The organism is Sporosarcina luteola, assembly GCF_023715585.1.
GTDB lineage: Bacteria > Bacillota > Bacilli > Bacillales_A > Planococcaceae > Sporosarcina > Sporosarcina luteola_D.
In genome coordinates, this window is record NZ_JAMBOK010000001.1 from 1,632,810 (window position 1) to 1,652,839 (window position 20,030).

14 protein-coding genes are annotated in these 20,030 nt (G+C 42.2%); all 14 read right to left on the minus strand.

What is annotated here, in order from left to right:
* Positions 1–18: 18 nt before the first annotated feature.
* Complete coding sequence (locus M3193_RS08080) at positions 19–1,347, minus strand: hypothetical protein (protein ID WP_251626020.1); 1,329 nt, start codon at positions 1,345–1,347, stop codon at positions 19–21.
* A gap of 33 nt (positions 1,348–1,380) precedes the next feature.
* Complete coding sequence (locus M3193_RS08085) at positions 1,381–2,355, minus strand: ATP-grasp domain-containing protein (RefSeq protein WP_251626023.1); 975 nt, start codon at positions 2,353–2,355, stop codon at positions 1,381–1,383.
* A 65-nt stretch (positions 2,356–2,420) separates the two neighbouring features.
* Positions 2,421–2,933: a GNAT family N-acetyltransferase gene (locus M3193_RS08090; RefSeq protein ID WP_251626026.1), complete on the minus strand. Its 513-nt coding sequence runs from the start codon at positions 2,931–2,933 to the stop codon at positions 2,421–2,423.
* Between the two features lie 34 nt (positions 2,934–2,967).
* Complete coding sequence (locus M3193_RS08095) at positions 2,968–3,585, minus strand: sugar transferase (RefSeq protein ID WP_251626029.1); 618 nt, start codon at positions 3,583–3,585, stop codon at positions 2,968–2,970.
* Positions 3,586–3,588: 3 nt separating this feature from the next.
* On the minus strand, positions 3,589–4,716 hold the full coding sequence (locus M3193_RS08100) for a DegT/DnrJ/EryC1/StrS family aminotransferase (protein WP_251626033.1): 1,128 nt from the start codon (positions 4,714–4,716) through the stop codon (positions 3,589–3,591).
* A gap of 120 nt (positions 4,717–4,836) precedes the next feature.
* The gene (locus M3193_RS08105; protein WP_251627251.1) at positions 4,837–6,669 is read right to left on the minus strand and encodes a polysaccharide biosynthesis protein; all 1,833 of its coding nucleotides are present in this window, start codon (positions 6,667–6,669) and stop codon (positions 4,837–4,839) included.
* Positions 6,670–6,869: 200 nt separating this feature from the next.
* Positions 6,870–7,640 carry a tyrosine-protein phosphatase gene (locus M3193_RS08110; protein WP_251626036.1) on the minus strand — a complete coding sequence of 257 codons (771 nt, stop codon included), beginning with the start codon at positions 7,638–7,640 and terminating at the stop codon, positions 6,870–6,872.
* A gap of 46 nt (positions 7,641–7,686) precedes the next feature.
* On the minus strand, positions 7,687–8,391 hold the full coding sequence (locus M3193_RS08115; RefSeq protein WP_251626039.1) for a CpsD/CapB family tyrosine-protein kinase: 705 nt from the start codon (positions 8,389–8,391) through the stop codon (positions 7,687–7,689).
* Between the two features lie 6 nt (positions 8,392–8,397).
* Entirely contained in the window at positions 8,398–9,126 is a 729-nt protein-coding gene (locus tag M3193_RS08120) for a YveK family protein (RefSeq protein WP_251626042.1), read from the minus strand.
* A gap of 143 nt (positions 9,127–9,269) precedes the next feature.
* Positions 9,270–10,085: a hypothetical protein gene (locus M3193_RS08125; RefSeq protein WP_251626045.1), complete on the minus strand. Its 816-nt coding sequence runs from the start codon at positions 10,083–10,085 to the stop codon at positions 9,270–9,272.
* A gap of 267 nt (positions 10,086–10,352) precedes the next feature.
* Positions 10,353–13,103: a phosphodiester glycosidase family protein gene (locus M3193_RS08130; RefSeq protein ID WP_251626060.1), complete on the minus strand. Its 2,751-nt coding sequence runs from the start codon at positions 13,101–13,103 to the stop codon at positions 10,353–10,355.
* A 362-nt stretch (positions 13,104–13,465) separates the two neighbouring features.
* Positions 13,466–14,917: an O-antigen ligase family protein gene (locus M3193_RS08135; RefSeq protein ID WP_251626063.1), complete on the minus strand. Its 1,452-nt coding sequence runs from the start codon at positions 14,915–14,917 to the stop codon at positions 13,466–13,468.
* 391 nt (positions 14,918–15,308) lie between these two features.
* Positions 15,309–17,012 carry a DUF4855 domain-containing protein gene (locus M3193_RS08140; protein WP_251626065.1) on the minus strand — a complete coding sequence of 568 codons (1,704 nt, stop codon included), beginning with the start codon at positions 17,010–17,012 and terminating at the stop codon, positions 15,309–15,311.
* 281 nt (positions 17,013–17,293) lie between these two features.
* Positions 17,294–19,693 (minus strand): S-layer homology domain-containing protein, encoded by a 2,400-nt coding sequence (locus M3193_RS08145; protein WP_251626068.1) that lies wholly within the window; start codon positions 19,691–19,693, stop codon positions 17,294–17,296.
* Positions 19,694–20,030 lie beyond the last annotated feature (337 nt).

The window sequence follows — 20,030 nt, forward strand, 5'->3', positions numbered from 1 at the left end:
CACCTCATAATCACATAATTAAGTTTTTTCAATTTCGCTTATTACATATTTTCTTTTTCCAGAGGCTAATTCCGGTATCTCATCGACTAACTCAATTGAAATATTTGCTTTATCACCCAAAAGTCTTTTTAACATTATTCTAACAGTATCAATGTTAAAAGACTTTTCTTCCATATTTATTTTAACTACATAACTATTTGCACTTTTCTGTATGAATTGGTATTGCTTAATTTCTGGAAACGCCCAGAAATTATTAGTAATAATATGAGGTGATAACCGGTTCCCGTATGAATCATAAATAATATCAACTTTTCGACCACCAAAGTTATTAATTGCTTTTTTCATCTTACCTTTATATTTAATCATTGTGATAGAGCCAATATCGCCCGTATCATATCTAATCATAGGCATTCCAGTATTGTAGAGGTCGGTAATAACAATTCGACCAATATCACCTTCCGGGACTATTTCATCTTTTTCTAAGTGGAATATTTCTACAATATAGTGAGCCTCATTTAAAATAAATACGTTATTTTCCTTGTCGTCTTGTCCTATAACGCCATTTTCTTGATTCGAATATCTAGATAGTACTTTACAATTAAATATTTGTTTCATCTTATTTCTTGTATGATCGAACAACATTTCTGAACTGCTCACAATACCAGTAATATTAACTTTAGGAATTATACTTATTCCATTTTTAGAAAAATAATCATTAAATGCATCATAAGTAGAAGCATATGCTAGAATCATTGATCCGTTCTTGGAGCTTTTACTAATACCTTCTAAAATCTTGTTGATTTTTTTATTATCCATGCTACTTATATCAATCAAAGATTCATTCTGAATCCATTGCTGAAATTTTGTTTTTCTACTTTTGTCAGTTAATGCCCTCAAAAAAATCAAGTTATTACCCACGGAATAACCAGCTTTTTCACTATAATAAATAATTTCAGCATTAACTCTTCTCTTTTTATTATAGTCTTGGTAGCAAACAAATGGAGTACCCGTCGATCCACTTGTCGACATTTTATACAACTCGCTAATTTTGTATTTTTCGGAAATGTAATCCTGCTGATTATTTCTTATTAAGTTCTTATTAACTACTGGAAATTCGGCTAATCGTGCTCGATTATTAAAGCTACTATAAATTTTAGTAGTATTAACTGCATGGAATATTAATTTCTCTAATTGTATAGTTTGGTATTCTTCTATAAATCTATCGTTACTATCTAAACTATCAATTTTTTTAATTTCATTATAAGCAGATTTAATTGGGCTTCCTTTAATCCGATCTAGGTTCCAAAATGCAAATCTTCTTAACCTACACAAATACTCATCAAACATATTTAATCACCACCGCAGCTATATTCTTATACATTACTTCTTTATAATCTTCATTTCATTAAATTTCATCATATAAACATTTTCATTATAATGACCAATCAAATTCTGATTTGTTTTACCTTCAAGATTATTAATGATCATCCTTGTTATATTTACTCCACATTCATGAGCATGTGGATACCCTCCACCGAACCGAGGATTTACCTCTGATATGTAATATTGACCGTTAATCTGAAATATATCAATGTCAATAATCCCTTTTAATTCAACTTTTTCAACTAAACTCTTAATTAGCTCAAAGAGTTTTTCATCTTTAACAGATACAGATTTATCGGTTTCTCCAGACCTCATTTTTATCTTTTCTTTTGTAAATATCGTTACTGGTTCACCAGAAATCATGTCGATATACACATCTGCTCCGTATTCAGTTCCGTCCATGAACTCTTGAATCATTAAGTTATCGAATCTACTGAACATTAGTTCGATTTCTTCTTTAGATGTAACCATACTTATATTGATACTTGCACTTCCTTGCACAGGCTTAACGAATACCGGATAGGTAATATTGCCGGCTTCTACGTCCAAATAAAATTTCTCTTTATCTATATAGCTTTTAACAGTTTGGATTCCATTTCCATTCAAAAACTCATACATTTCATATTTATTGAAACACATTTCAACTACTTCTAAATCAGAGATAATAGGAATAGTACCAATATCTTGAAAGTTTTCTTTGTGCTCTGCGATAAGACTGAGTTCAGGATCAATCAATGATAAGATAGCTTTAACATTATTGTCTTTACAAATTGAAAGAATCACATCTAAGTAACCCTCATCTGTCATTCTTGGAACAATAAAATGTTTGTCTGCTTCATATAAAGCTGGTGCTAATTCGCTACAATCGGTAGCAATAACAAGCCCCTTACCGCTTAGTTCCTTTTTAAAGTACTGCACAATCTTATTTCTTGTCCCGCAGCTTAATATTAGTAAATTTATACCATTATCCATACGTCAAATCCTCCAAAATGTGAGACTTTAAAAAACAACTGATTAAATTAGCTAAATTGCAATAATTATATAAATTTTTCCATTAACACTAAATCCTTATATTCACCTTTAATAAATCGTTCATCTCTAAATTTACCTACTTCTTCATAACCTAGGAATTTCCACATACGTGTAGCTGCTTCATTATCAAGGACAACATTTAATTTTATTTTTCTTAGGTTTAAATACTCTTTCGCAAACTGCTCGATTAATCTACATGATTCTTTTCCGTATCCTCTACCCTGAGCACTTTTGTTTCCAATGTAAAGGCCTATTTCACAGGTACGATGAATCCAATTAATATTATATAATCCAACCATTCCAACAGGTATATTTTCATTATCACAAATGATAAATCGCTTATTATTACCTGTAGTATCTATAATAGAGTCCATCCACTTTTCTTGTTGATCTATAGATATCGGCATAAACCCTCCACCTAAATATCGATAAGTGTCTTCATCATTTTTCCATTCATTTAAAAACGTAATATCTTTCCTGAGAATAGGCCTAAGATATACTTTTTCGCCTTTGATCACATTCTCACCACTTTCACTTGTAATAGCCGATATCTTATATAGATTTTTTATCTGTATCCATATAGATGTCTTCAGATTTAAAAATCTTGAACAGTGTATTAAACAAGATTTTAATATCAAGCCAAACATTAAATTTATCAATATATTTGTTATCTACAACAATTCTGTCATCCCAGCTAACTGAATTCCTGACCGTTATTTGCGACAAACCTGTTATTCCAGGCTGAAATGTAAAACGTTTTTTGGCCCACTCAGGATATTTTTCAATTCCATCGTACGGAAAATATGTAACAGGTGGTCGAGGCCCTACAAGACTCATTTGCCCAATCACTACATTAAACAATTGAGGTAATTCATCAAGACTTGTTGCACGGAGTATTTTACCTACCTTAGTTATCCGAATATCATTGTTGCTTTTTACTGTTAATCCATCCCCGATTTTTTCAGCATTAACAACCATTGTTCTGAATTTAATAATTTTGAAAACCCTGCCATTCTTCCCTAAACGCTCTTGTTTAAAAAACACAGGGCCTTTTGAAGTCAACTTTATAGATAAAGCTATAATGAAAAGAATTGGTGAAATAAGAATAATACCAATAAGGCTTCCAAAAAAATCTATTAACCGTTTAATAATTAAGTTCAAAACTCGCATTGCCTATCTCCACAACCCTTTAATTATCTTAATTACTCTTACTAAGTCCTCATCAGTTATCTTTGTATCCGACGGCAAACATACACCATTCTCAAATAACCACTCAGATACGTCCGTTCCAACAAATTTATACTCCTCAAAGAATGGCTGTAAATGCATCGGCTTCCACACCGGTCTTGATTCGATATTTTCTTTTTCAAGAGCCTCCATTATGTCGATTGGCCTTACCTTTCCTGTTAAAGTCATCGAAGTTAACCAATAGTTTGGTTCATTCCATTCATTGCTCGGCATGAACTCCACGCCATTTAACCCACCAAGTTCCCTTTTATATAATTCAAAAATATATCTTTTCTTCTCAACTCTCTGGTCAAGTACTTTTAGCTGTCCTCTACCAATCCCAGCAACAACATTACTCATCCGATAATTGAACCCTAATTCACTATGTTGATAATGCCTTGCTTGATCTCTTGATTGGGTTGCCCAAAATCGAGCTTTAGCAATGCGTTCTTCATTATCTGAAACAAGCATACCGCCACCAGAAGTTGTGATAATCTTATTTCCATTGAAAGAAAAGATGCCATAATCTCCAAAAGTCCCTGTATGCTTACCCTTATAGTAAGTACCTAATGACTCAGCAGCATCTTCTATTACAGCTACATTATGTTTCTTACAAACCTCCATAATTTTATCCATATCTGCAGATAAGCCGTATAAATGGACAACTATGACCGCTTTAACTTGTGGATACTTATCAAATGCTTTTTCTAATGCCTTTGGACACATATTCCATGTTTCATAATCACTATCAATAAAAACAGGAATTGCATTTTGATAAATAATTGGATTTGCAGTAGCTGAGAACGTAAGTGTTGGACAGAATACAATATCCTCTTCTCCAACTCCTGCTGCTTTAAGTGCCAAATGAATAGCGGCTGTCCCTGATGAAAGTGCTGCAGCAGACTTTGACCCAACCTTTTTTGCTAGTTCTTTTTCAAACCCATTTACGTTTTCACCAAGAGGGGCAATCCAGTTTGTATCAAAGGCTTCCTGTATGTATTGCATTTCATATCCTTCGTCGCTCATATGAGGTGAGGATAGAAAGATCCTTTCTTTTGCTTTAGTCGACTCCATCAGCAAGACTTCCTTCCAGTCATATTTTATATGCTTTAGTAGAATTGAACTTAAAGGGTAAAGTTTATATTCCAAAACACACACGTAAGGTGGCGCTTTTTACGCCACCCACAACTTCTGTTATACCATCATCTTTATTTCCGGCTCAACAACCTTCCGATTCGCTATCCCAACGAGCGTATCCTTCAGCTCACTACTCCTCATATCAAGCAGCTTGTCCAATACATATTGCATTTCCAGCTCACTAATTGGCGTTGCTTTTCCAATATAGATCTTCGGAAATACATGTTCACTCTGCCGCTCATTCTCATTCAACAGCTCTTCAAACAGTTTTTCTCCAGGTCTGATACCGCTAAATTCAATCTTAATTTCATTTTCGTTGTAACCTGAAAGGTTGATAAGGTTTTTGGCCAAATCCACAATCTTAACTGGTTCGCCCATATCAAGAACGAACACTTCGCCGCCGCGTGCAAGTGTCCCTGCTTGAATGACGAGTCTGGATGCTTCAGGGATTGTCATGAAGTAGCGTGTCATTTCTGGATCGGTTACGGTAACCGGACCTCCTTCAGCAATTTGTTTCTTGAAGAGCGGAACGACGCTGCCCCTAGAACCGAGGACGTTGCCAAAACGGACAGCTGCAAATTTTGTTTTGCTGTTCTTCGCAAGATTCTGAACTACCATTTCAGCAAAACGCTTCGTTGCACCCATCACATTCGGAGGGTTGACCGCTTTGTCGGTGGAAACGAGAACGAAGTGTTTGATGCCGAATGTATCTGCGGCTTCTGCGACATTTTTCGTACCGAATATATTGTTTTTTACTGCTTCCATCGGATTTGCCTCCATGAGGGGCACGTGCTTATGTGCGGCTGCATGGTAAATGACATCCGGATTTTGTTCTGAGACGATGTCAAAAATACGCTGCCGGTCTTGTACATCGGCAATCACCGGAACAAGTTCCGTTTCAGGTGAAACTTTTTCGCGCAGTTCGCGTTCTATTAGATAGATAGAGTTTTCTCCGTGCCCGAGTAATATGAGCTTTTTCGGTGTAAACCGATTCACTTGCCGGCAAATTTCCGATCCGATTGAACCGCCCGCTCCTGTGATCATGATCGTTTTGCCTGTCAGTTTCGTTGCGATTTTCTGCATATCGAGCTGCACTTCATCTCGCCCGAGCAAGTCCTCAATTTTCACATCTTGAATATCCGTTACAGACACCTTTCCCGTCATGATATCTTCGATGCGCGGGATTTTTTGCGTTCGTGCGCCTGTATCTACGCAGAGCTTCAACAGCTCCGCCATTTGCTGCCTTCCCATTGAAGGGATGGCAATGATGATCTTCTCAATTTGGTTATCTTTCACGAATGACGGGATTTGTTTCGTTCCGCCACATATCTTCACTCCGTAAATTTCAAGGCCCCGTTTTTTCATGTCGTCATCGATGAGCAGAATTGGTTGCATCCCGCAATCCGGATTTTGGAGGATTTGACGGACGATCATGCTGCCGGCTTGTCCAGCTCCGACAATCATCGTTCTCTTCGCCTCTACTGTACCTGTATGGTTCCGGTTAACCGTCTCCCTATAAAGCCTCCATGATAGGCGCGATCCGCCGATTAATAGAATATGTAGCATCCACGTTATCGCCAGTGCCCGAAAGTAGATATCTTGTATAAGGGTCAATTGGACGAGGGCTACTACGAAGATTGTCCACGACACCGCTTTAAAGATCGATTTCAGTTCCCCTATTGAGGCATATGTCCACGTCTTCCGGTACAATCCGTAAAACCACGCAAAAAAGTGATGAGCGAGTTGAATTGTCACTACACTGATCAGCAACATCTTATTCGTAAATAGATTGGTAGTAGGACTCAGAATGAAATAACCGATACAAATAGAAAATAAGACTATTGTCGAGTCAATAAAAAATAACATGGTTACCCTTTTTTTAATGGATATGTGACTCACACCCTTCGAGAATATTCTATCAATCTACCTTCTAGTTATTTTCCATTATAACAGACTCACTTTGAAAAACTACTTCTTTTTACATGCTCCTCATCTCATTTTCACACTTTTTTGGAATTCATCTGTTATTTACTATGTCTTTTCACCCAAAACAATAGATAAACAATTTAGAAAAAGTGAATTTTTACATCTTAAGATATACCGATCTTCCACCAACTTTTCTTTCTCACTTCACCAAGCTCTAGTTGAACGAGTGGTTGATCGGCGATAATCCGTGCGTTATTTTCTATCAGGATATCGATACGGTCGACATGCTTTTTCTTTACAAGAACATCAAGCCCTTTCTTAAATTCTAGGGGGCGAATCTCCATATTGTGGACATCTGAGCCATATGCGTGAATACAGTTCGCCTCTAGTAATCTTAGAGAAAGGTCCTGGACGCCTTTGCCAAAATGGCCGGATACACTCCCGGCAGTGATTTGGGCATAGGCGCCATGTCGTATAAGCCTTTGGAGACGTTCAGGTTTTTCCGCTATGGCACGATTCCGCTCCGGATGGGCAATGATTGGCATTATCCCTTCGCGAATGAGCTGCTCGATGATCCTGACCGTGTACGCGGGTACTGTTTGTGACGGCAGCTCAAGAAGCATATAACGCGATTGCGCCAGCGTAAGCAATTCACCGGACTTATAGTTTTCAATGATATCCTCGTGCAGCCGGACCTCCTGACCCGTATGGAGCGTCAACGGGACCCCCTCTTCACGGATCAGGCCTCTCAGTACCTCAACTTGGCTTATCGTATCTTGTGCAGTGACATGATAATGCGGATTGTGGACGTGCGGTGTTGCGATCATCTGACTGATTCCTTCATCCACTGCACCGCGAATGATCTTCCATGCACCTTCCATATCGGAAGGTCCATCATCCAATCCATATAAAACATGGGAATGCATATCAATCATTGGAAGTTCCCCTTCTAAACGAAAAAGAGTAATAGGAATCTCTCCTTTACTCTTCTCCTCCATAATATTTATAGTAGTAATGTTCTTTTTCCAAAACAAAATTATTTAAGATCGTCCCTAGGATTCGGGCTTTCGCCGTTTCCAATGCTTCTTTCGCTTTTAGCGCGTTTTCTTTCTCGGTTGACCCCGAACTTAGTACGAGAATCGTCCCATCGCATTTATTTGCCAGGATCTGTGCATCTGATACTAACAGGACCGGGGGGACGTCGAAGATGATTATATCGAACACTTTCTTCAATTCATCGATGAGAGCATCCATCGACTTTGCGCCTAATAGCTCTGCGGGGTTCGGCGGAATCGGACCGCTCGTAATGATCTGCAAGCCTTCGACATGTGTTGTATGCAGTACATCCGACAGAGATGCTTGACGGGTTAAGAGATTGGATAGCCCAGCGCCGTTCATCTTTTGGAATGTATGGTGGATTGTCGGTTTCCTCAGATCCGCGTCTATGAGGACGACCTTTTTCTTCGCTTGGGCAAAAACGACTGCGAGATTGGCAGCGCTTGTCGATTTTCCTTCACTTGGCGCTGAAGAAGTGACCAACAATGTAGTCAGTTCTTCGTCGGGCAGCGAAAAATTGATATTGGTCCTGACAGTACGGAATTGTTCCGATACGACCGCTTTCGGGTTTGCAACGGTGACGAGCTTCCTTGCAACCGACTGAAGCGATTTCTTTTTCTTTTTGAACATAGTTTTTTACCCCTTATTCTGCGCCCCTAGTAAAGCGTCATTGTTCATTTGCATTTCCTTGTCGGAAATGATGCTGACGATTCCGAGTATCGGCAAGCCAAGCAATTCTTCCACGTCCTGCTCGGTCTTTACCGTCGTGTCCAAGTATTCCAATAAAAAGGCAACACCCACTCCGATCATTAGTCCGACGACTGCAGCGATTGCTATATTCAAGAGTTTTTGCGGTTTTACAGGTGTCGGATTTTCAGACAGGACTGCCGGAGATAGAATGTTGACATTGTCGACATTCATCAGAATTTTAACTTCGTCCTGAAACACTTCCGCTGTTGTGTTTGCGATATCGACAGCTCTGAAAGCCTCTGTATCTTGAACTGTGACGTTGACGACTTGGGAATTCTGCGCGCTGTTCACGGTGAATTGTCCTTTGAGCTGCGCAGGTGTCATATCCAGGTCAAGGTTCTCGATGACCTTGGATAGGATGGCCGGGCTTGTAATAATGACATTGTATGTATTGATAAGCTGAAGATTCGTTTGGATATCTTGAGCATTGAATTGGTTCTGGTCAAATTTCTGTTGGTTGACTAGAATCTGTGTGGATGCCTGGTAAATGGGTGTCAGGTAAAAATAGCTGATAACTGCGGCAATCCCCATCGCGACGATGACGGCCGAGATGATTAAGACGATCCTCTTTTTCAACGTTCGGAACAAGTCTTGCAAACTGATTGTTTCTTCCATGAATGGTGCGCTCCTTTGTGTAAACTAAGACAATAGCACTGCTATTTCGAGTATATCATATCTCATAAGACATTTTTCGCTATGTTTCCATTTTTGTAAAAAGAAAATCCCCAAGTCAGAAACCTGCAGGATTTTCCGGTTGTTTATTGACCCATTGCTCTCTTCATGAGGGAGTCTTTCCTACTTTTCTTTTGTGCATTGTATTGTTCTGAGAAGCTTTTTGCATACGATTTGTCAAAACCGTTCTTCTCCAAATCTCTTTCGACTGCCTTCAGCACACCTGCGAAGACATTATCCGTCCGCCCTTCGAGCTCGGCCGCTGCACTCGTGTATTTATTGTAGAAGTATCCATAATCGACCTTCTCGCCATTTTCCTTTTTGGACAAGTACTCGTTTTTAGCCCTGCCAATCAAAGCATTCAGTTTATCGTCCGCTTGTCCTTCCAGTGCTTGGAATGCCGGTGTGTATTTTTCTTTGATGGTTGCTACACTGGGCTTTGCTGCCTCGGTTCCCGGTGTTGATGGAGCAGAGCCGGGTTTGGAAGTATTGGCCGAACCTGTTTGAGGTGTAGTTTTCCCGGTGGACGAAGAAGTTGAAGAGTCCGTCTTTGTCCCGCCAGTGGTTATGGTTTTTTGCTCATCCTTACTAGTACTACCTTCCGATGAGTCCTGGCTATCCTTACTAGTAGCACCTTCTGACGAGCCTTGGTTATCATTGCCGCTTACAGTCGTACCCGCCTTCTTTTCTCCGATTTCTTCTTCAACGACATCACCATCTTCATTCAACGTAATGATCGTGCCATCAGGAAGTTCGATTTCATAAGACTCCTCGATGATTTCGTCGACCGATTCGTCTGCGATGTCATAGTCTTTGAATTTCAGTATGTACAATATGTAACTTGCAGCGCATAGTACGACAACGCCGAATATGATTAGTGCGATTTTTAGCTTTTTGCCCATAATTTTCTCCTTTTCGTCAAATTCATTTACCTGATAGTTTACCATGAAAGTAATTGGAAGTGAATGGTGAATACTAATTTAGTGATAGAAAGGTAGATTGCAAATAGAATTTTTTTCGGAAGACGTAAAAAACCTGCGGAGAATGATCTCCACAGGTTTTTACCGCACCATCAACCAAGGCTCTTAGAATTCTTTATTCTGTAAAAGGAAAAACTCTACACAAACATTGTACCATAATTTTCTGCAATCTCAAACACTAAATTTCTACTATTTTAATGATATTGTACGGTATAAAAAGACCGAGAAATCAGCTCTGCTAATATTTTGCGCAGGGCCGAACTTCCCTCCGCCAATCCCTTGGGTAATATTGTTAAATGCCATGGAATTGATCGCATCTTTTGCGAAGCTGCCATTAATGTCAGTGAAGTGATTTTTGTCACTCAATGGAAGACTAAAGCCACGTTGGAGAATCGCAGCCATTTCAGCGCGGGTCAATTTGCCGTTCGGGTCGAACTTCTTCCCTTTTTCCTTCCCTTGGATGATGCCCATATTCGCGACTGCCGCCACTTCTTTGTAGAACGTCATCGACGGCACCATGTCTTCGAAGCCTGGATCCGTAACATTGTCGAGCGGCAGTTTCAACGCCCTTGACAGAAGGATCGCCGCTTGCTGCCTTGTCAGCTCCTGATATGGGCCGAAGTTGCCGTCAGCGTAGCCTGCAATGACTCCTTCATTGACGAGTGACGCGATTTCATTTTCCGCACGGAATGTCAGCCCAGTGTCTTTGAAAAGGCCTTCTTTGTAGCTAGCATTGAAGACTGCTTTCACATCATCGATCATGATGCTGCCTTTCGTTTTCAGGCTGTCCGTCGGTTGTGCAATATAGATCTGCTTAAGTGTTATATTGCCCGTTGCGCCCGCCGGGATGGCAGCCGTCACATAGTTCCAGCCTAGCCATTTCAGGCCGTTTTCAGGTGTGAAATCGATTGTGTATTCTTTGCCTTGCCCGTCTTGAATCCGGCCGCGCAGCCATGTTTTACTCGCATCGCCATATACGCGGGCTGAAAGCTTCACCGGTGTCCCTGCTAGACTCAAAGGCGTTTTTGCGTCCACATATGCCGCGGACGTGCCTGTCGTGCCCGTGAAATCATAGGTGAGCTTCAATGCACCTTTCCCTTCGAAAGCAGGCTCTTTCGCATTGTTCATGGACAATGAAGCATTGCCGTTCGTTGCTGAAGAAGTCCAATTATCAAGGGACTCCATAGTATCCGCGCGGTAATATGCGCCCGTGATCGACACCGGGATGGTTACCGTTTTGCCGCCCAAAGTTGCGGTTACAGTTCCCTTGCCTTCACTTGACGCTGCTGTCAGTACGCCTGAAGAAGTGATTGTTCCGATATTCGCGGAAGTGCTCCACTTCACTAATGACGGGTCGAAGATGACTTCCCTGTTTTTGCTGTCATACGCCTTTACAGTCAATGTCCTCTTTTCGCCTGTCCGCACTTCGATCGACGGGCTTGAAGGAGTGACGGTTTGGATGGCTTCGACGACTTCAAACGGGATGTTTGCTGTTGCACCCTTCACTGTTGCTGTGATGGAGCCTGTCCCCGCTTTTTGGGCAGTGAATTCCGAGCCGTTAGCTGTTACAAGTCCTTGCGGAGAGCTTAGTTTGACGTCCGCTTTATTGAATGTGACCGGGTTGTAATAGTTGTCCATTACATAATCCACTACAACGGAACCTTTCGTGCCTTTCAAATAGACGCCTGGCTTCGCTAATTTAGCCCCGACAGTTGCCGGCGTGCCTACTGGTGCAGTTGATACTGCGAAAAGCGAAGTCGAGACGGAACGTTCTCTGCCGTCCGATGGTCTATTGAATAAAGACACATTGAAGTCGCCCGGCTTGCGGACTGCCATCGTCGTGGAACCGCCGCCATCCAGGTTAAGTGCCTGGTATGCACCGATCGACACGAGGTATTCAGCGAACTCCTTCAAGCTTTGCCCTTGGCTATAGCCGGATTGACGTCCGTCCACTGTCACCATGAACACTTTAGATCCTGTCCTGTCGATTGCGATCGCCGTTCGCGGCGCGCGTTCTCTTGCGCGGTCGCTGGTCGGATCGATGCCGAGATTCACTTTGCCGTCCTTGACGAGTTCAGGTCCGGACGTCAACATGAATGAAGAACCTTTCCATTTATCATCGATATTAGCAGTGATCGAGATCGTTTCATTGATGCCGATGTGTTTGATAAGATCCATTGCATCACCGTGCGCGGATAAGACGAATCCATTTTTCGGGATTGTCGATGCTTGCTGATCGCCACGCTCACGGATTTTCGTTACTGTCCCCGTTACCGTTTCACCGAAGTTAAGCGCCGTCCCACCTGAAACCCCTTCAATTACCAACTCGATGCCGAGCGCGTTCGTTTCCGTTGTCGGCTTCGGATAGAGAGGTGTATAGAGGATCAGATTGTCAGTCGAGCGATGCTTGTCCGTTGACGTGATCGGATAATCTTGTCCGTTATGGTTGAATGATAGTCTTAAATTGTATGAATCAATCTTTCCTTTTCCGGTGCTGTCGATGCCGAAAGCGATCGGCTGATTGACGTATTGGTCCCAGCCGGACGCAATGATGCCGGCATTCATCAGTCTATCGCGGTAAGCGATCAAGTACATCGGCAAATAGCCTTGGTCGGATCCCCAGAAGAAGGAGCCGTTGATCGCGCCCGCAACTTGTTGGCCGAGCGCTGTATAGGCGTTTGCCTGGGTCGTCGTTGGCGACAGTTTGTTCAGCGGCGTCGGGATGCCGACGTCGACTGTCGTGAATGGATCATTCAGGTCGACGACTAACTGACGGAATGCTTGCGGATTGCTCGCTACTGTTTTGTTCGTATATTCATATTGGACGCCTCCGGAAATCTTCGTGCTTCCTGGTGTTTCTCCAAAGGCTAGAGTAGGTATTGATAAAAAAATCACAAGAAATAGGATACTAATTTTCGACAAGTATGTATTCTTCAGCAATTATTCATTCCCCTTTGTAAGTATTTGGTGTATGTCCATTATAATCTCAAACTCTTGTATTTCCATAGAATAGATAACTTTTCGTACTATTAGACTAGTTCACTGGGAAGGGTTATAGGCATGCGGGGGTTATGCGCGGTTGCGGGCAGTTATGCGTGATTTCTGTGAGTTATGCGTCTTTAAGGGGAGTTATGCGCGATTGCGGCATGTTATGCGCGTATTGAGGGATTTATGGACTTTTGAGCGGATTTATGCGTGTTTGGAAGATTTTATGCGTATTTAGTAGAGAGGATTTCTTGGAAGGCCCGATTATATAGAAAAGCCCCGGTTCTGGTAGTGTCCAGAACCGGGGCTTGCTCCTATTATTGCAATTCTTCTTTTTTCTTTGAAGTGTAAGCGATAAAGACTGCTGTCAAGATGTAGAAGTACAGCGTGAACGTCTTATCCTCCCAGATGTTATAGATGAGACCGCACCAGTAGACGCTGATGAGCATTGCCAACATCGGAATCGCTTTGTCCGATAATTTGCGTCGCTTCCAGAACAGGACGAGCATGCCCAATAGGAAGACGGCGAACAAAAGGACCCCGACAACGCCGTTTTGAGTAATGATTTGGATGTACTGGTTGTCCGAGTAGATATTGAATTGGACATCGTAATGGCTGTAGTACGGCGACGAGTACACTTTTGAAGCAGAGTCGCCGAATGTGCCGAAGCCTGTTCCGATGACCGGATAGTCTTCAAAGATTTCCAATCCTTTATAGACGATGAACAAACGTCCGGTCGTCTTGCTCTTTTCAAACGTGTCTGATTTGAATGTCCCCGTGATGCGCGATGATTCGATTGCGAAGGCCGGATCGGTTTCAGGTGTGCCCGTGCGTACAATTTCACCGACTTCAGTGTTCGCACTGATCCATTGCGCCAATTTTGTTACCGGCGTTGTAATCAGGAAGAACCCTAATGCAATGGCAAGTCCTGCTTTCAGGACAAACTTCCAATTCCTTGTGAACAGGAAATAGATGACGATCCCGATGATGAACGCAATCCACGTGCCCCGGCTATACGTAAGAATCCATGTTCCAGCGAGGACGACGAGGACGAGATTGAGCACCCATTGAAGCTTCGTCTTCGGCAGCAGCGTTTTCAGGTAATAGATGAGAATACCGGAAATCGTTAAATAGACGGCAAGCACATTCGGATTGTTTACAAGTCCATAAATGCGGCTGGCGTTATTTTTCGATAGCTGACGATTCACCCATGGCTCCGGCATGAGGAGGGAGCGGGCGGAAAGCTTTTCGACAAGTCCTTGAATGATCAGGACAACTGTGACGAATAACGTGACCGTCAGGAAGTTCAAGATATCCCTTTTCGTAATGTCTAACCTTTTCACAGTATATAGTAGAAGGAACATGATCACGAATGCCCGGATCTGGAAAATGATCGCGGCTAGGATGACACCGGATAGGAATGCCGAAACGGTCCCTAAGATGATGAAGGCGATAAAGGCCCATTCGAAGATCTCGAAACGGAAGATCGACTTCCAATCCTTCCTTGCGTCCCAAACGACCCGGAGGAAAGCGAAGACGATGATCAAGTCACCAACTAGTTTAAGTCCTGGGCTTACTTCGATCAGGAATGACCGAAGCGGGAAGTAGATGAGTAGAAACAGAATCGCTTGTTTCGGTCTGAACAATGAAGCAATCGCGAGAAGGAGCGAAATGCCGTAAGCGATCATTGTATTTGGAATGACGAGCGCCACTGCGAGCAGCAATACTCCGACGATGGGCACTGTCAGTTCTTTAAAGTTGAGATTCATGGAATGACCCTTTCTATAGTTGTTTCACGTATTCGATTATAACACAGCACTGGGGCGTGTCAGTAGACTAATTTCCAATTAAGTTGACGTTATCAAACAGGAAAGGATTCATAGAAATCTGTATATATCGGATTTCCGCTTCGGGCGGACGCTTTCCGCGGGCGAGCGGTGAGCCAATCGAACAGCGGAGGGTTCGATTTGCCGTATTTTTGCGATCTTTGCAGAAATTAAGGCATCCCGCTCCCTTATGGTCGCAAAAGCCGTTCTTCTCAATGGCTATCACAGGAGTCGCCGCCCTTCGCTTCAATCCTTAGCATGTTCCTTTTAATAAAATCTTGGTTAATATGAAAAAGGAGCGGGAAACTCGCCCGCTCCTCATGTTTGCGATCTGTTATTTAGATTCTTTAGTGAAAAATGTCTCTGTCAGCTGTTCGTACCAACGTTTGTATATAGGGTGGTCAAAAGTTGCCATTCGTTCGACCATATTGGTTCCTTGGTAGAACATCATGCCTTTTTCGTCGAGCCCATAGCGCTTCGCCATATCCATGTAGAGGTCGAATGCTTCGACGCCCTGTTCAGCTTTGTCCATATGGTAGGAGTCGATTTCAATCGTGATCCCCGTGCCGTAGATTTGCGCCTTCACGAATGCCTGATGGAGACGTTCTTCTTTGTTCCGAATGGATGCTCTGAATGCGTTCGGTTGGAGGAATGCGGCGTCAAAGCCGTAATCTTTCCATTTATAGAAGTTCGTCGAAGTGGCGTGCGGCGAGTAGATGAAGAATTTGCCGTTCTTCTTCAAGATGCTTGAAATGGAGGAAATGATGACTTCATCATCGACCGTCCGCACAGTTTCACTTAACCAGTAGAACCCTTTGAAATTCAAATTGTCGTACTTGCCGCTCTCAAAGCGCTGCATCACTTCTTTTACATACCAGCTGGCAAGGTCATAGCGGGCATATACATCACTTCCGACGTCATCACCATTCAAATTGATGATCGATCCATTCCGTTTCGGATACGGAATCGCTACATAGACATCCACTTTCCGATTCACCTGACCTGCAGCAGTGTTCAGGTTTTTGATGGCACCGTCAGAATTGAATGTTCTCTCAATGTACGTCTTCCAATCTTCGTAATTGGCACGGTTCGTCGGTCCGTCTACGAATTGGTCGCTGTTTTCATTGTACCGAAGACCGAGGATGATGAACGTGTCGAACATATCTTGTTGAACACCGTTTATCGGCTTCGTCTTTAAGTAGTGCTTGAAAAACTCCGGTGTGAATTTCTCAATTTCCTTGAATCCGTTATAGATGAGTGCACCGCTATTCAAATTGGTCTTGTCCGCGGCAGCAATCTCTTGCGCATATTCCACGAATTTATTGCTTTGCGGATGGACAGTCCCTTCCGGATAGTAAAGCGCAAGTTCAATTGCGTCATCGACATTCGCGATGACATCGATGAGCTCTCCGCCGTTCCTCACTTCATATGCGACCGGCTTCTGGTACACCCGATAGAGGAATGCGCTGAATTGGGCACGTGTCACTTTTTCTTGCGGGCGGAATGAACCGTCATTATAACCTGTCGTCACTTGTTCGTTTGCAATGGCATCTATGTAGTGATAATACGGATCCTCTATTGGAACATCCGTAAAAGAGCTAGCGCCTTTTCCTTCATATTGATACGCTGTCGACAGCATTTTGGACATTTCATCTCTTGTCAATGGCTTGTCGGGACGGAAGTGTCCTTCATCAAGCGACAGCCAATCGTTTTCAAGCACAATCATGATTTCCTTATAGCCCGGAGATGTCGGAAGCAAATCCTCCACTGGAGTCGGTTCGCCTTCAAGCGTGTAGAGATCAAGCGCCCTCGTCATCATAACGGCAGCGTCTTTCCTCGTAATATCAAGGCCCGGTCTGAATTTGCCGTCACCGAAGCCCCTGATGACTTTATGCTCTGCTGCAAATTCGATATCTTTGTATGCCCAATATTGATAGGATACGTCCTTGAATGTAGCTGCCTGTGCTGTAGGCATCCCTAAGATGAACACGGACAAAATGACGATGATGATGCTCAGATGTTTACTTGATGATTTCATTCCACCTTCTCCTTCTGTTTGCAAGTTAGAGAGGAATAATTTAACTATAAATTTCTCTCTACTATTAAAATGTGTCGTCTATCAGAAGTAAGGTGAAGAAATGAGACTTGTTCTCAAGCTGTCATCTTGCCCTCTATTCTGATGTCTCTATTACTAGAGTACTATATTTCCAAACTGTTTGGAAGGCCAGAAGGAATAATTTGGTGATTTGATTTTTCACGCAAAAAAATACCTTCCGAATGAATGGATCACTCGGAAGGTATTCATTACTTATCTTATGTTTACTTAACGTTCACTGTTAAGTCTGCAATAGAAGGTAATTTAATCGTTTTGGTATTCTGGCCATCTGTAATCTCTACAGAAGTCACGTAAATTTTTGTAGATCCGGCAGCAGCTTTTTCTAGCGTGCCTTCACCATTGAATGAAACAACTGCTTTGTTAGCAGAAGCGCCTTTGACGCTTGCTATTGAGTAGCCGCTTGCATCTTTCAACTGTGTGATCTTAGCGATAGCATCCGCAAGGTCTTCACCTGCAGCCACATTGACTGTAGAAGAAGTGAAGAGGATGGATGGTTCAACTGCTGTTGCAGTCGTATCGACGACAGTGAATGTATGAGTTTTAACGGTTACTCCACCCACTTTGACGTCGACAGTATAGACATCCCCAGCTTTTGCGCCCGCTCCAAGTGTGATCTTATCGCCATCAACCGTTACAGTTGTTGCCGTTTCACCTTTAGCATTTTTCACAGTTACTGTCGGTGTCTCTGCTTGGATCATCAAGCCAGTCGCATCTACCGATAAGACGTCAAGTTCCATGGAGTTTGCTTTTGCAGCAGCGTTCAAGTCCAATGTAGACTCGAGTCCACGTACATCGTATTTCGCAAATACACCTGGTTTTTTAATTTCAACAGCAAGTGTTGTTGTTACAGCTGATTGTCCTGTACCTACAGTCACTTCTACAGTGCGGCTGCCGACTTTCGCATCTGTTGCTGAAGCAACATTGAATTTCAGGACGCCTTCATCATTCGTTTTGGACCCTGATCCTGTAATTTTAAGTGCAGCTGTTTCGTTTTGTGCCAGCTTTTCTTTTACAGTGATCGCTTGATCTTTAATCGGGTTACCGAATTGGTCAAGAACTGTCGCTTGGACTTCCATTCCTGCCGTATCGTTTGTGGACAAAGCAAGTGCAGACTGGCTAAGTGATAATTTATTGACAGCTGGCACTTCACGCACTTCCAAGCTGACAACTTCTTCAAATGCAACCTTATCGCCGTCTTTGACAGTGATCTTTACTTGTGCATTTCCTGCACCTAAGACTTGTACATCTCCGTTCATCTGATCAACTACAGCAACTTTCGGAGTTAGAGATTCGAATGAAACTGTCGGAGTCGCTAAAACTGCGCCGAACTGATCAACCACTTCCGTATAGAGCTTCGCTTTTTGGTCAGCATATACAATCGTGTTGCGCTTGAACGTATTGTCTTTGAAATTAGGAGTAGATGTAGAAACTGTCCAGTTCGCCAGTTTTGCAGGCGTATTTGCTTCTGCCTTGATTGTTACAGTGTTGCTTTCAGCTACGACCTTGCCGTCTTTTTCATAAACAGCTTTGACAGTAGTTGAAGTTCCTTTTGCTAGCGTAATCTTGCCGATTGAGATTGTTGCATTAGAAACGAATTTCACTTGGCTCTTAAATTGTTCAGTGACATCTGTTCCTTTATTGTCAACCAACTTGAAAGCAAGTTCTGTCTCTACGTTTGCAGGGATTGTTTGATCTTCCATCACAATTTTTTCAACGCTCAATGAGCCGACTGCGAGTTCTCCGCTTAGCTTCGTCGTTCCTGAAGTGACTTCAACAGCGTATGTCGTGTTTGCCGTTACAGGCTCATAGAATGTAATTTCCGCTGACTTTTTATCTTCAGAGAGAGTAGCGGATTTTACAACTAGGTTGCTGTTCGTAGAAGCGTTTTTCACTTTAACGTCCGCAGCTTTCAGTGAAGCTAATTTCGTATTGAACGAAACTGTTGCTGTCGTAGGGTTAGTTGCAGAAATAGAAGTAATTTCAGGCGCCGTTACTTTATCTTCAAGATTTTCAGCACGGAACATGAACAAAGCAAACTCACCGCGAGTTAAATTAGCTTCCGGTGCGAAAGTTGTTTCCGTTTTCCCTAATGTGATGCCATTGTCTTTAAGGGCAGAAACAAAACCGATCCAATTGGAGTTGACGTCTTTGAAATTCGCTGTCGTTTTAGCAGTCAAATTATAGGCGTTCACAAGCATCTTCGCCATCTCTTGACGAGTGATGTTTTGATCCGGAGCGAAAGATTCTTTCGTTTTACCGGATGCGATACCTTCCGCTACGATTGCATTAACCGCGCCTTTGACACGATTATTCAAATCTTTGAATCCTTGATCCTTAGCCGTGTCTGTATTCAATCCAAGAGCTCTTGCAATGAAAACAGCTGCGTCTCCACGTTTAATGTTTTGAGTCGTGCCGAATTCAGTTGAAGAAATACCGTTTGTAATATTATGAGCTAGTAGATAATCTACCGCTTCTTTATAGTTTGAATTCACATCTGTAAAGTTAGTTGGTGCAGCGGCCATAGCGGCTGGAACAATAGCGGATGCAACAAATGCTGAAGTAGCTGTAGTTGCGAGAATCTTTTTGTACATGTTTGATTTCATAGTGTAGGTTTCCTCCTAATTAGACCTCTCTCGATTATAGTAAACTTGGAGAGGAATATAGTTTCATCCTACCAAGATTTACCCGATAAATCCAATATAAAACATTGGATTCAACACCACATTATGACAATTTTATTTAGTTATTATATTATACGATCTTTTTCTAATCCGTGTTATGACAACGCTTGCCAACTAACTATAGTACAATATACCCCAGTTCTACCTTTCTATTTAAATTGTTTTGTATTAGTAGATTCCGTTTATCTATTTAACTAATTAATTAATAATTACGCAAAAAATAAAGAAGCCCGTCCATTTTGGTGGGCTTTCTTATTTT

Excerpts from the sequence above, each read along its gene's own strand:
- M3193_RS08145 (WP_251626068.1), bottom strand. The coding sequence starts at position 19,693 with ATGAAATCAAACATGTACAAAAAGATTCTCGCAACTACAGCTACTTCA.
- M3193_RS08080 (WP_251626020.1), bottom strand. The coding sequence starts at position 1,347 with ATGTTTGATGAGTATTTGTGTAGGTTAAGAAGATTTGCATTTTGGAAC.
- M3193_RS08140 (WP_251626065.1), bottom strand. The coding sequence starts at position 17,012 with ATGAAATCATCAAGTAAACATCTGAGCATCATCATCGTCATTTTGTCC.
- M3193_RS08125 (WP_251626045.1), bottom strand. The coding sequence starts at position 10,085 with ATGGGCAAAAAGCTAAAAATCGCACTAATCATATTCGGCGTTGTCGTA.
- M3193_RS08110 (WP_251626036.1), bottom strand. The coding sequence starts at position 7,640 with ATGATTGATATGCATTCCCATGTTTTATATGGATTGGATGATGGACCT.
- M3193_RS08085 (WP_251626023.1), bottom strand. The coding sequence starts at position 2,355 with ATGGATAATGGTATAAATTTACTAATATTAAGCTGCGGGACAAGAAAT.
- M3193_RS08135 (WP_251626063.1), bottom strand. The coding sequence starts at position 14,917 with ATGAATCTCAACTTTAAAGAACTGACAGTGCCCATCGTCGGAGTATTG.
- M3193_RS08100 (WP_251626033.1), bottom strand. The coding sequence starts at position 4,716 with ATGGAGTCGACTAAAGCAAAAGAAAGGATCTTTCTATCCTCACCTCAT.
- M3193_RS08120 (WP_251626042.1), bottom strand. The coding sequence starts at position 9,126 with ATGGAAGAAACAATCAGTTTGCAAGACTTGTTCCGAACGTTGAAAAAG.
- M3193_RS08095 (WP_251626029.1), bottom strand. The coding sequence starts at position 3,585 with ATGCGAGTTTTGAACTTAATTATTAAACGGTTAATAGATTTTTTTGGA.
- M3193_RS08115 (WP_251626039.1), bottom strand. The coding sequence starts at position 8,391 with ATGTTCAAAAAGAAAAAGAAATCGCTTCAGTCGGTTGCAAGGAAGCTC.